The 11,937-nt window shown below is 68.3% G+C and carries 11 protein-coding genes; 3 read left to right on the top strand and 8 right to left on the bottom strand.

Annotated features, from left to right (window positions below):
- From FHG66_RS17625 to FHG66_RS17615, 3 genes are all read left to right on the top strand, one after another.
- On the top strand, nucleotides 1–947 hold a 947-nt coding region (locus FHG66_RS17625), incomplete at its 5' end, for an ABC transporter ATP-binding protein (RefSeq protein WP_139078363.1).
- A 201-nt stretch (nucleotides 948–1,148) separates the two neighbouring features.
- Nucleotides 1,149–2,360, top strand: coding sequence for an MFS transporter (locus FHG66_RS17620; RefSeq protein ID WP_139078362.1), 1,212 nt, complete (start codon nucleotides 1,149–1,151; stop codon nucleotides 2,358–2,360).
- 155 nt (nucleotides 2,361–2,515) lie between these two features.
- Nucleotides 2,516–5,338, top strand: coding sequence for an insulinase family protein (locus tag FHG66_RS17615; protein WP_176556324.1), 2,823 nt, complete (start codon nucleotides 2,516–2,518; stop codon nucleotides 5,336–5,338).
- Here the strand turns inward: FHG66_RS17615 and FHG66_RS17610 are convergent.
- The 8 genes from FHG66_RS17610 to FHG66_RS17575 form a co-directional block, all read right to left on the bottom strand.
- Nucleotides 5,335–6,252: an alpha/beta fold hydrolase gene (locus FHG66_RS17610; RefSeq protein WP_139078360.1), complete on the bottom strand. Its 918-nt coding sequence runs from the start codon at nucleotides 6,250–6,252 to the stop codon at nucleotides 5,335–5,337. The genes FHG66_RS17615 and FHG66_RS17610 overlap by 4 nt on opposite strands.
- Nucleotides 6,252–7,421 carry a pyrroloquinoline quinone biosynthesis protein PqqE gene (gene pqqE / locus FHG66_RS17605; RefSeq protein WP_139078359.1) on the bottom strand — a complete coding sequence of 390 codons (1,170 nt, stop codon included), beginning with the start codon at nucleotides 7,419–7,421 and terminating at the stop codon, nucleotides 6,252–6,254. Before pqqE ends, FHG66_RS17610 begins: the two co-directional genes overlap by 1 nt.
- Nucleotides 7,414–7,713, bottom strand: coding sequence for a pyrroloquinoline quinone biosynthesis peptide chaperone PqqD (pqqD, locus tag FHG66_RS17600; RefSeq protein WP_139078358.1), 300 nt, complete (start codon nucleotides 7,711–7,713; stop codon nucleotides 7,414–7,416). The genes pqqE and pqqD overlap by 8 nt, the downstream gene beginning before the upstream one ends.
- The gene (gene pqqC / locus FHG66_RS17595) at nucleotides 7,713–8,477 is read right to left on the bottom strand and encodes a pyrroloquinoline-quinone synthase PqqC (protein WP_139078357.1); all 765 of its coding nucleotides are present in this window, start codon (nucleotides 8,475–8,477) and stop codon (nucleotides 7,713–7,715) included. The genes pqqD and pqqC overlap by 1 nt, the downstream gene beginning before the upstream one ends.
- Nucleotides 8,474–9,376 (bottom strand): pyrroloquinoline quinone biosynthesis protein PqqB, encoded by a 903-nt coding sequence (pqqB, locus tag FHG66_RS17590; protein WP_139078356.1) that lies wholly within the window; start codon nucleotides 9,374–9,376, stop codon nucleotides 8,474–8,476. Before pqqB ends, pqqC begins: the two co-directional genes overlap by 4 nt.
- A 34-nt stretch (nucleotides 9,377–9,410) precedes the next feature.
- Nucleotides 9,411–9,491: a pyrroloquinoline quinone precursor peptide PqqA gene (gene pqqA, locus FHG66_RS23000; RefSeq protein WP_139078366.1), complete on the bottom strand. Its 81-nt coding sequence runs from the start codon at nucleotides 9,489–9,491 to the stop codon at nucleotides 9,411–9,413.
- A gap of 115 nt (nucleotides 9,492–9,606) precedes the next feature.
- Nucleotides 9,607–10,683 (bottom strand): LysR family transcriptional regulator, encoded by a 1,077-nt coding sequence (locus FHG66_RS17580; RefSeq protein ID WP_176556323.1) that lies wholly within the window; start codon nucleotides 10,681–10,683, stop codon nucleotides 9,607–9,609.
- A 127-nt stretch (nucleotides 10,684–10,810) separates the two neighbouring features.
- Nucleotides 10,811–11,893, bottom strand: a complete 1,083-nt coding sequence (locus FHG66_RS17575; protein WP_139078354.1) for a lysine-2,3-aminomutase-like protein — start codon at nucleotides 11,891–11,893, stop codon at nucleotides 10,811–10,813.
- Between the last annotated feature and the right edge of the window lie 44 nt (nucleotides 11,894–11,937).

The following is an 11,937-nucleotide window of genomic DNA, read 5'->3' as shown; positions in this document are numbered from 1 at the left end:
GGGCATTCCTTCGTCCTCCTCAGGCCCGAAAGCCTACTTCAGGGAGGACCACTTTTCAGGGGGCAGACCAGCTGGGCCTCGTGGGGGAGAGCGGGTCTGGCAAGTCCACCTTGGGCCGCTGTCTCACACGCCTGATCGAGACCACGGACGGCGCTGTGGTGTACGACGGGCAGGACGTGACACGGCTGGGCACTCGGGGACTCCGGCCGTTCCGGCGGTCGGTCCAGATGATCTTCCAGGACCCATCCTCCTCGCTGAACCCCCGGCGCCGTGTGGGCGACATCCTGTCCGAGCCGTTCTCGGTGCATGGCATCTGTCCGCAGCCCGAGATCCCCAAACGCCTGCGCGAACTCATGGACCTCGTGGGTCTGCCCGTCACCGCGCTCGATCGCTTCCCGCACGAGTTCTCGGGCGGGCAGCGCCAGCGCATCGGCATCGCCCGGGCGCTCGCCATGGAGCCACGCCTGATCGTCGCGGACGAGCCCGTGTCGGCGCTCGACGTTTCCGTGCAGGCCCAGATCGTGAACCTGTTTGCAGACCTGCGCGAGCGGTTGTCGCTCACCTATCTGTTCATCGCGCACGACCTGGGCGTGGTTCGGCAGGTATCGACCCGCGTGGCAATCATGTACCTGGGCTCCATCATCGAGACCGGCGAGACCGATACGATCTTCGATGCGCCTGCCCATCCTTATACCGAGGCGTTGCTGTCCGCGATCCCGGTGCCCGTGGCCGACCCCGCCGCGCGCCGCCGCCGAATAATCCTCAAGGGGGAGATCCCGAACGCTGCCAACCCGCCCAAGGGTTGCAAGTTCGTGACCCGCTGCCCCTATGCGCAGGATGTCTGCCGCGCCCAGCGTCCCGAGTTGCGCCCGCTCACTGACGGACGCCTCGTCGCCTGCCACTTTCCCAGAACGGCTCTGTCCGCTTCCGGCGCTGTCCCTTCTTGACACCTCCCTTCGAGAACCTGGACGGGCCTTCGGCACACCAACTCATCGTCACGAGCAGGCCGCTTGGAAGGGCCTATTCGTGAGCGGACACCATTGCGTCCCGCTGTCCAGGCACTAGGGTCCGCGGGTGCGAAGACCGCCATTCCGGCGCTCGTGAACCAGGGCATCCCTCTGCATCGCCAGACCTCATGGAGAGTCAGCATGAATCCCTTGTGGCGCTTCGGGCTTAGGCTCCGGTCCGAGCACCGGATCTTCGCGGGCTTTGCCGTTCATGCCATGACCATGGGCAGCCTGTTTCCGCGTCTGCCCGAAATCCGTGACGGCATGGGCGTGGGCGAGGGGACGCTGGGCCTCAGCCTCATCGGCGTACCCGTTGGCACGCTCATCGCCCTTACCACTGCGGCACCACTTCTCGAACGGATCGGCCACCGGCTCACGCTCCTCGTGGCGATGCCCCTGGTCGCGCTGGCCTATGCCCTGGCGGTCCGGGCGACCGAGCCATTGATGTTCTTCCTGCTCCTGATCCCGGCAGGCCTGCTGATCGGCTGCGCCGAGATCATCCTCAACCTTGAGGCGGACAGGATCGAAGGGTTCATCGGGCGGCGCATCATGAACCGGGCGCATGCCTTCTGGAGCCTGGGCTTCTTCGGGACGGGCCTTGCTGGGGCGGGACTGGCGGAAATCGGAATGTCGCCTCAGGCGCATCTGGCTCTTGTCGTGCCTGTGGTCCTTCTCTCGGTCATGCTGGCCCTGGGCCGCTTCGAACCTGCGCCGAGCCGCGCGGTCGAGGAGCCTGCCCATCGGGTTGCCCGGCCCACCTGGCCGATCCTCGTGCTGGTTGCCGTGACACTCTCGGCGGTACTGATGGAGGGGGCGGGACTCGACTGGTCGGCCATCTACATGACGAACCTGTTCGGGTCGGAAACCTCGGTCGCGGCAATCGCCGTAGCTTTGGTTGCGGTCTCCCAGGCAGTCGGGCGCTACTTCTCCGACGGCTTCGTCGAGCGGTATTCGCCGGCTGTCGTGGCCCGCACGCAGCTTGTCCTCCTGGCGCTGGCTCTTGTCCTGTTGCTCGCATCGCCCGGTCCGGTCCTGTCTCTCCTGAGCTTTGCGCTTTTGGGGTTCGGCACGAGCGCCATTTTCCCGCTGGCGATGTCGGCTGCGGCGCAGCGGACCGACCGGCCCGCGGCCGTGAACGTCGCGGCGCTGGCGCAGATCGCGTTTGTCGCCTTCCTTCTCGGTCCTCCGCTTCTTGGTTTCGTGGGCGAGCATTGGGGGATCCGCTGGGTCTACGGACTGGGACTGCCCTTCGTGGCGCTGAGCTTCCTGGCTGCGGGCGCGCTCAGCCAGCGGCCCGATGGGCAGGATGACGGCGCTCGGGCGATCGGAGCGCCCCGCGGTTCGGCGACCTGAACGCGAATCCCCGCCTTGGGTGCAGCGCCACGGAGGATCGACGGCAGGGGGAGAGGCCGTGGCGTGACATGGTCTGTCAGATCGAGCATCCTTGCCTCCAGGCAAGCGCCGCGGCTCGTTCTCGGCGGCCCACCACGGATTGGAAAGGTCAGCGGTTGATCGACCATCCCGCCTTCCTCATCCGCTCGTGGCGCCCTTTGCCCGAACTCGACGGCAAAGGCTGGCACTTGACGCATCGGATTACCGGAGCCGAGGTCGTCGTCGTCCGAACGCCCGACGCCAACAAGCTTTTTGCGATCACCTTCGCCACCCTGCCCGTGAACGATACGGGCGTGGCACATGTCCTTGAGCACATGGTGTTCCGCGGATCGCAGGCCTATCCGCTGCGCCGCCCCTTCGCCGGACTTCTGCAAGGGTCGCTCCACACCGCTCTCAACGCCACCACGGGACCGGATCTGACCAGCTTTCACTTGGCCAGCCAGAACCACGCCGATTTGGATCACCTGATCGCGGTGACGCTCGATGCCGTCCTCCGACCGCTTCTGCGGGAGGCCGACTTCGATGAGGAAGGATGGCACCTGGCGCTGGACGGCCTGTCTTCGAAGCCCCGCCTGGGGGGCATCGTGCTGTCCGAGATGAAGGGGCACTTCGCTTCCCCAGCGAACGTCCTGCTGGAGGACCTGCGACGGGCCCTTTTGCCTGGCACGGTTTATGAACATGCCTATGGCGGGAGGCCGGACAGCATTCCCGATCTGACCCTTGCAGATCTGGTGGCCTTTCACAGCCGCCACTACCATCCCTCCAATGCGCGCCTGTTTCTTTGGGGAAACCACGACATCAGCGCTCGGCTGGATCAGATCGACCATTGTTTCAGCGGCTTCGCGCCGCAGGATCCCGTCTCGATCACGACGCCGCTCGGACCCCCGCGAACGGATCGGCCGTCCAAGGCCGGGCAGGGAGGGAATGCGTCGGGCCTTATGGCGTTAGGCTGGGTTCTCCCTGAAACCACAGGAGCCCCGGAGTTCTATCGACGCGCCTTCATGACGCGCGCTCTGGCCGACGGAGCCGCAGCCCCTTGGCCCGTCGCGCTGCGGACGGCCGGCACGGGGCGGATCATGCCCAGCATGCCGCGTCTGGATGCGTTCCGCGGGCCCGTGCTCAGCCTGGGGATCGAGGGGATCGGGGCCGAACGGCCGGACGATGCGCAGGGCCTGATATTCGCGGCCTTGGATCGGGTGGTCCGCCACGGCTTCGAGGACGGGCATCTGGAGCGGTGCCTCGACGTGTTCGAGCTGCGCCTGCGGGAAAACCTGTCTGGCCCGCGTCCGCGCGGCCTCGTGGTCCTGGACCGGATCCTTGGGCCCTGGCGGCATGGCGTCGATCCTCTGGACCTGCTGGATCATGCTCCGGCCTTGGTTCATCTTCGGGCCAGCGCGGGGCAGGGGGGGGCGCCTCTCCGGGAGGCGATCCGGGCGGAGCTTCTGGACAACCCGCACCGGGTGACCCTCTGGCCCGAACCGACTGGGGTGCTGCCGGATCCGGAAGCGGACCGTCTCGCGGTCATCGCGAAGGGCTTGACCCCGGCCATGCGTCGGACCCTGGCGCGAAAGACAGCGGCGCGGCGCAGGGGCCCTGAGGACTCGGCAGCCGCCCGGCGGAGCCTGCCCGTCCTGTCCCGGGCCGAACTGCCCCGACATCTGGACCGAGTGCCGATCCGGACGGCCGGATCGGTTCTCCGGATGGAGCTAGGGGAACCTGGCATCGTCCGGGCCGATCTCGCCATCGATCTGACGGGCCTGCCGCTGGCCGCTCTCGATCTGGTCCCGACTCTCGGACGCCTCCTGACACAGGGGACCGCTGGTTCCAACGGGCTGCTCGTCCCGGAGGTCTGGAGCCGGGCCGGACCGCGGGGGGCCCGGGCCGGGCTAGTGTTGCGCGGCAAGGCCCTGGCCGAGCAAGGGGCCGATCTGCTCGACCGGATGGGCCAAGCGCTCGCGGAGCCGTTCAGGCCGGAGCCCCGCACAGTAGAGGCCTTCATCCAGGAAGGGATCGCCCGACAGCAGGCGCGACTTCGGTTGGCTGGCCATCAGATGGTGGACCTGCGGCTTCGCGCGATGACCGGGCTAGCAGGAGCCATGGCGGATCGGCTCGACGGCCTTGGCCAGCTTGTTTTTCTGCAGCACCTTGCTCTGAGGCTTGAGGTGGCGCCGGACCAGGTTATGGACGATCTTCGGGATCTGCGGTCCCGCTTTTTCGATCCGGCGCGGCTGACACTGGGGTTGGCCGGGATGGACGCCGCCGCGTCGGGCGAGCGGTTGCTCGCCGCCCTTGCCGAAGAGCAGGGGGGCCCCGGAACAGACAGCCCGCCGCAGGTCGCCGGTCTTGGATGCCGCCATGAAGGCCATGAGGTTGCGCTGCCCGTCCAGGCCGTGGGTCTCGCGGCCGAGCTGGGCGATGCGGGGCGCCTTGCCGTGGGGGGCGCACGGATCGGCCTTTGCGCCATCGCGACGGGTTGGCTGTGGGACGCTGTGCGGGTGGCCGGCGGCGCGTACGGGGTGACAGCACGACTCGATAGCCAGACCGGGGTGGCGACATTCCTGTCGTTTCGGGACCCGCATCTTCTACGGACCCTGGACGCCTTTGCGGAGAGCGGGGCATGGCTGCGCCGGATGGCGAGTCCCGAGCTTCTGGACCGCGCCGTAGTCGGCGCAGTGGCCGCCCTGGACCGCCCCCTGCCGTCCGATACCCTCGCGCTCGACCTCCTGCAGCGCCACCTGATCGGTCTGACCGACGACCTGCGGCAGGCAGAGCTTGACGCGGTGCTTGCAGCACGGCCCGACGATCTGCTCGGTCTGGCGGACGCCCTCGATGCGACGATCCCGACCGGCCCCGTCGTGGTGCTGGGCCCCGAGGTGGCTCTCCGAGCGGCCTTGGAGGAGCGGCCGGGCGCCTTCGTTCTGGCCGAGGAGGACCGTTAGAACGCGAGCGCGTCCACGGCCTCGCGGACTGCTGCCGTGACCGCCGGGTGACCGAGAGAGTGGCCCGCGGCCTCGACCTCGACCACGCGCGCCTCGGGCCAGCGCGCGGCCAGGCGATGCGCCGTGACGGGCGGGCACAGAAGATCGTAGCGCGCCTGCACAAGGATTCCCGGCAGCCCATGCAACCGGTAGGCCCCGGCCAGGAGGGCGCCTTCCGGCAGGAAGCAGCCGTGCAGGAAATAATGCGCCTCCATGAAAGGCGTTGCCGGAAGCGTGCCGTTGCCGACAGGAGGCAGGGTGGATGTCGGCGGAACGAGTTCGGACAGAGCCCGCTCCGTGTGGAACCAGGCCATCGCCGCCGGGACATGCGCCTGCGGATCGGGGTCGAGGATGCGCCGCCAGAGCGCCGGCAGCGGGTCCGCCTGCTCTTCGGGCGGCACAAGGGCCTTGAGTCCCGCGTGCAGACGGGGGTGGAAGGTCGCGAGGCCCATGCCGAAGGCCCAGTCGAGTTCGGCCCGCATGCCCAGGAACGTGGCGCGCAGCACGAGGCCGGTGACACGCTCCGGACAGGCCTGTGCATAGGCTAGGGCCAGCGTCGCTCCCCAAGAGCCGCCGACGACGAGCCAGCGTTCGATCCCTTGATGGATTCGGACCCGTTCCAGGTCATCGACAAGGTGCGCCGTCGTGTTGGCGTGTCGCGCGCGGGGCGGCTGGCTCCGTCCCGCCCCGCGCTGGTCCACGAAGACGACGCGGTGACGCGAGGAGTCGAACAGCACCCGCTGCCCGGGGTTGCAGCCGCTTCCGGGGCCGCCATGCAGGAACAGGATCGGGGTCCCGGACAGGCTGCCCCAGGGCTGGACCCAGATCCGGTGCCCATCGCCCACATCGAGGTAGAAGCCCTCCCCAGCCTCCATCAGGCGGGCCCGGCCTCCTCGGTCCCGCCCGACAGGTTGCGGTAGATGAAGCGGTTGCGCTCCTCGGTCGCCTCGGTTTCGGCCAGGGCGAAGATGCGGTCATGCAGGGGCGACTTGGCGCAGGCTGGGTCCGTGTTGCCGGCCGATCCGGTCAGGGCAAAGGCCTGACAGCGGCAACCGCCGAAATCGACCTCCTTCCATTCGCAGCCCCTGCAAGGCTCGGGCATCCAGGCGGTGCCGCGATAGGCGTTCAGGACCTCGGAATGCTCCCAGATCCAGGCGAGCGAGCGGTCGCGAACGGTATCGAACTGCAGCCCGGTGATCGTCTCGGCGGCATGGCAGGGCAGGACCTTGCCTGCGGGCGAGATGTTGAAGAACTGCCGTCCCCAGCCGCCCATGCACTGCTTGGGGCGCAGGGCGTAGTAGTCGGGGATCACGTAGTCGATCTCCATCACGCCATGCAGACGGACCCGCGCCGCGTCCACGATGGCGGTGCAGTCCTCGACCTGCGCAGGGGTCGGCATCAGCGCATGGCGGTTCTTCAGCGCCCAGCCGTAATACTGGACGTTGGCGACCTCGAGCCGGGATGCGCCCATCTCCACCGCCATGTCGATGATGGCTGGGAGCTGGTGCAGGTTCTGGCGGTGCATCACCGCATTCACCGTCAGCGGCAGGTCCAACTCGCGGGTCCAGCGCGCCGCCTCGATCTTCTTGGCGTGGCCGCCGCGGTAACCCCCGACGCGGTCCGCCAGCCCCGCCTCGGCTCCTTGCACGCTGATCTGGACGTGGCATAGCCCTGCATCGACCAGGGCGGCCAGCTTGTCGCGGCTCAGCATGACTGCCGATGTGATGAGGTTCGAGTAGAGCCCAACATCGGTCGCCCGGGCGATCATCTGGCCCAGATCCTTGCGTGCCGTCGGCTCTCCGCCGGAGAAGTGGATCTGGAGGACGCCCAGATCCGCCAATTCGCTGATCACCCGAAGCCAGTCCTCCGTCGAAAGCTCGTTCGACGCCGGCTCCATCGCAAGCGGGTTCGAGCAGTAGGGGCACTGGAGCGGGCAGCGATGCGTCACCTCGGCCAGCACGGCGAGCGGAATGCCGTAAGCGGCACGCGCATCCTCGCCCGTCCGGGTGACGAGCTGGAAGTCATCGGCGTGGTCTTCAGGCATGGTTCGCCTCCGTCACGGCCAGAAAGCCCTTGTCGGCCAGATCCTGCAGAAGCGCCACGCTGTCCTTCAGGATCACGTCGACCGGAGCTTGATAGGTTTGCGCCAAATCCTCGGCGATCTCCTGCACGCTGCGGGTTCCGTCCACGCGGGACAGCACGGCCACGGCCGTGTCGTCGGGCACCAAGACTCGCTCGGGGACGAGGATCAGCCAGCGGTCGCGGGCCTTGTCATGGCGCAGCTTCACATGGCGCGGCAGGCGCGGCACGCTCCCGGCCGCGATCTCGGGGCGCATCACGTCCCCTCCGGCCGGAAGGCGCCCGGCGGGACGTTGCCGTTCACATAAGCGTGGTAGAGCGCGTCCTGCTGCACCCAAAGGCAGTCCGTCTTGAAGGTGAGCGCGTCGCAGACGGCCTGACGCTCCTCCGGGGTGCGGGCGTTCTCGCGCACGTAGCGCAGGGCGAAGTCCGCATCGCGCGGGGCCTGATCAAGGCGGCGCTGGAAGTAGGTCATCACCGCAGGGTTGATGAAGTCGTAATGCTTCAGCATCCCCGAGATTCGCTCCTCGTGGAGGTTCGGCGCGAAAAGCTCGGTCAGGGAGGAGGCGATGGCTTCCAGGGGCGTGCGGTCGCGGACGAAGTGGACATAGGCATCCACGGCGAACCGCGTGGCGGCGAGAATGCCTTGGGTGGACTCAACATAGGCGCGGTCGAGGCCCAACCCATCCGTCAGCTTGAGCCAGCGCTCAATCCCGCCCTCGGTGTCGAAGAAGCCGTCGTGATCCTCGATCCGGTGACGCCATTCGAGCCGGAGCTGGCGGTCGCGGAAGCGCGACAGGACGACCGCGTCCTTTATCGGGATCGAACTTTGGTAGTAGTAGCGGTTCAGCGCCCAGGCCTGCACCTGACCCTGGCTCAGCTTGCCCCCGTGCAGCATCCGGTGGAACGGGTGGAGCGAATGGTAGCGCGTGGCCCCGATCCAGCGCAGCCGCCGCTCCATGGCGTCCGCGCTGTCGAGCGGCTCCTGGGGTTCGGCCAGGACGGGCGATTGATGGGTCATGCGAAGCGGCTCCCTGGCTGGGGAATGATCCATCCGGCGGCCTCGACGGCCTGACGCTCGGGCGAGTTCGGCCGGAGGACGGGGTTCGAATTGTTCACATGGACGAAGACCTTGCGCCGAATGCCCAGCGACCCGAGCGCGGCCATCGACCCGTCCGGGCCCGACATGGACAGGTGCCCCATCCGCTGCCCGGTCTTCTGGCCCAGACCCGCGCGGATCATCTCGTCGTCGGTCCAGAGCGTGCCGTCGAAGAAGACGGTGTCCGCGCCGCGCAGCCGCTCGGCAAGTTCGGGGGTGACACCCGCACAGGCGGTCACGACATGGATGGTCTGCCCCCCGGCGCGGAAGGTGAGGCCGATCGTGTCGCCGCTCGCCGGGGCCGTCCCTTCGAGATACCAGGCCACCTTGCCCGGCACGTCGAAGGCCTCGACCGTCAGGCCGGAGGGGGAGCCGTCAGGCAGCGGCAGATCCACGGCCTCGTTCAGGTTCAGGGGGCGACGGGGCACGCGGTCGGGGGGAAGGACGCCGAAGATCGGGTTCGCAGCCAGCGTGTCGAGCACCTTGGGCGCAGCCCAGAGCCCGAAGGGCGAACCCTCGCGCATGGACAGCAGGCCCGCCACGGCATCGACCTCGCCATTGGTCAGGACCACCCCGGCGATGGGTGTGTGGCGCAGATGTGCGGGGTCGGGGTGAAGCTCGGGCGTGGCGATCACCTGGGCCCTGAGGTCGGGCGAGGCGTTCACGAGGAACCAGTTCCGCCCGTCCGCGCTCACCGCGAGGGAGGCCTGGCCGCTCTGCATGGCGGGGTCGCGCCGGGCGTCTTGGCAGATGCCGCAGTTGCAGTTCCACTGCGGTACGCCGCCGCCTGCCGCGACGCCCAGGACGATGGCCGTCAGCATCGGCCCGTCCTTTCCGGTCGCGGCAGGCCCAAGATCACTTGGTCTTCGCGCAGGCGTACATGTTGATTTCCATGCCGACCGGCACTTCGACGACGGTGGGGGTATTCCAAGCCATGTGGAGTCTCTTCCCTAGTTGCGGGCCCCATCGGGTGGGGCCGTCTGGTTCCGCAGATGACGTTCCTGCCATGCCAAGCTAGGGGGCGTGTCTGCCAAGGCGCAATCTATGGCTGTCATAAGCCGGACCTATCGGCCTCCTCGCCGGCGTGCTGGGCGATGAAGGGCGGCATCGCGGCGACGGTGGGCAGGCGCAGACCTGTGCCCGCTTCGCGCAGAGTGGCCACGAGCGTGGCGTAAGGCTCCTGGTTGCGGCAGTGCGTCGGGAACATCGCAACGATCCGGCGCGGCTCTATGCCGATGCGGTGCAGCCGGATGCCGTCAATCGGCGTCGGTCCGGCCATGGCGCTGAGCGCGGGCACGACGCCGACGCCCAACCCGCTCCGCACCATCTCGATGACCAGCTCAAAGCTGCGCGCCTGCGCGGCCAGCCGGTTGCCCGGAAGGACCTGATCGTACCAGTCCTGGATTCTCCGGGAATGCTGGTTCCCGAAGACGAACTGGACGGTGCTGTGAAGCAGGCTCCGGTCGCCCGCCGACAGATCCTTCTCCGGGTCGCTCACCCCCGCAAGGTCGAGCGAGGCGGGCACCACGAGAACATAGGGGTCCTCGGCTACGAGGTGCTGCTGAAACCCGCTGGCAGCTTCGGCCACGGCGTTGGAGGGCAGGAGGCCCAGGCTCACCCGCCTGCCATGCAGCAGGTCGAGGATCTCGGCCGGGGCCGCCTCGATGAGATCGAAGTCGATGAGCGGCCGCGCCTCGCGCAGCGGGCGAAGGGTTGCGGGCAGGATGGTCCGCATCACCGAAGCCACGCCCGCGATCCGGATCGTCTGGTGCGCCCCGGCGCCCGCGTCGGGCAGGCTGTCCTCGAATTCCTGGAGGCTCCGCAGGACGTTCTCGGCCTTTCCAAGGATCGATGCTCCGGTCTCGGTCAGCAGCATCGCGTTCGACACCCGGTCGAACAGCCTGGCTCCGATAGTCGCCTCGAGGCTGGCCAGTTGCTGGGACAGCGAGGGCTGCGTCACGCCAAGCAGCTTGGCGGCCTTGGTCAGCGAGGTCGTGTGGGCCACGGCCCAGAAGATCTGGAGCCGGCGGATGGTGATCTCGCCGCCGATGCGCGCCTCGAGCCGCAGCGAGCCCCCGTTTTCGGCCTCGTCCTGCGACGCGGCCGAGGGGGTCTGACGATGTCGCATTCTGTTCCCCATCCCTTGGGCGCGAACTTCTCGGAGCCTCGCCCATTTGTCTGGAGTCTAGGGCGGGAGGCAGGGTCGGGAACATGCGACTTTGTGTTGAGGGCCGTCATGCCGCCGCGTGAGACGGTCAGTCCCGCGCAAGTCCGTCCCCAGGCGGATAGACGTGAACGCGCCCGGTATAATCCTCCACCCTGTAGCGGCCGGGCTCGCCCGGGAGGGGCTTCGCGTAATCGGGACCAATGGGCGACTTTCCGTGCCCGTTGGGCAGATCAAGAACATAGGTAGGCTGGCACAGGCCCGAAACCCGGCCACGGAGCGCCCGCACAAGGGCCTGGCCTTCGCTGATCGGCAGGCGGAAATGGCCGGTGCCCGGCGCGAGGTCCGGGTGGTGCAGGTAGTAGGGCTTGATCCGCGTCTCCACGAGTCCGCGCATCAGCGCTTCCAGCACCTCCGGGCGGTCGTTGATGCCTCGGAGCAGCACGGACTGGCTGAGCATGGGGACGCCCGCATCGACCAGCCGGGCGCAGGCGGCGCGGGCCTCGGGCGTCAACTCGCGCGGGTGATTGGCGTGGAGCACGACATAGACAGCCTTGCCGGGATCGGGCCGTAGAGCCGCCACCAATTCGTCCGTCACGCGGTCCGGGGCCACCACCGGCACCCGGCTATGGAAACGGACGACCTGGACATGGTCGATCGCGCAAAGCCGCTCGGTGATGTCGCGCAGCCGTCGCGGGGACAGGATCAGCGGGTCGCCCCCGGTGATCACCACTTCCCAGATCGCCGGAGTGCCACGGATATAGCCCAACGCGGCCTCGGTCTCCTCTGCGCTCAGGCTACCCTGGCCGGTGGGGCCCACCATCTCGCGCCGGAAACAGAAGCGGCAGTAGACGGGGCAGACATGGAGCGGCTTGAACAGGACGCGGTCGGGATAGCGGTGCACGATGCCTGGCACGGGGCTGTGCGCGTCATCGCCGATGGGATCGGCGATCTCCTCGGGGGCGCCTCGCAACTCGGCCTCGTCGGGGACGAACTGCCGGGCGATGGGATCGTCCGGCACTCCGGGCTCGATCAGGTCCGCCATGGCCGGGGTGATGGCGACCGCATAGCGGGCCGCCACGGCGTCCAGGCTTGACAGCGTCTCCCGAGGGGCAAGCCCGGCCTCGACCACCTCCCGCGCGGAGCGCAGGGTCTGGCTGGCGTCGGTGGTCATGGGCGCGTCTCCTCCTGCGGCCGGTCGGCATCGAAAGCGACGGA

This window comes from Rubellimicrobium rubrum (assembly GCF_006152115.1).
Taxonomy (GTDB): Bacteria; Pseudomonadota; Alphaproteobacteria; order Rhodobacterales; family Rhodobacteraceae; genus Rubellimicrobium; species Rubellimicrobium rubrum.
The sequence above is the reverse complement of the archived record's forward strand: the minus strand, read 5'-3'. Positions and strand labels throughout refer to the sequence as shown.

What these genes read in the sequence shown, in the direction of transcription:
- FHG66_RS17580 (WP_176556323.1), bottom strand. Translation starts at nt 10,683, where the DNA reads ATGCGACATCGTCAGACCCCCTCGGCCGCGTCGCAGGACGAGGCCGAA.
- FHG66_RS17575 (WP_139078354.1), bottom strand. Translation starts at nt 11,893, where the DNA reads ATGACCACCGACGCCAGCCAGACCCTGCGCTCCGCGCGGGAGGTGGTC.
- pqqB (WP_139078356.1), bottom strand. Translation starts at nt 9,376, where the DNA reads ATGCTGACGGCCATCGTCCTGGGCGTCGCGGCAGGCGGCGGCGTACCG.
- pqqD (WP_139078358.1), bottom strand. Translation starts at nt 7,713, where the DNA reads ATGCGCCCCGAGATCGCGGCCGGGAGCGTGCCGCGCCTGCCGCGCCAT.
- FHG66_RS17620 (WP_139078362.1), top strand. Translation starts at nt 1,149, where the DNA reads ATGAATCCCTTGTGGCGCTTCGGGCTTAGGCTCCGGTCCGAGCACCGG.
- FHG66_RS17610 (WP_139078360.1), bottom strand. Translation starts at nt 6,252, where the DNA reads ATGGAGGCTGGGGAGGGCTTCTACCTCGATGTGGGCGATGGGCACCGG.
- pqqA (WP_139078366.1), bottom strand. Translation starts at nt 9,491, where the DNA reads ATGGCTTGGAATACCCCCACCGTCGTCGAAGTGCCGGTCGGCATGGAA.
- pqqE (WP_139078359.1), bottom strand. Translation starts at nt 7,421, where the DNA reads ATGCCTGAAGACCACGCCGATGACTTCCAGCTCGTCACCCGGACGGGC.
- pqqC (WP_139078357.1), bottom strand. Translation starts at nt 8,477, where the DNA reads ATGACCCATCAATCGCCCGTCCTGGCCGAACCCCAGGAGCCGCTCGAC.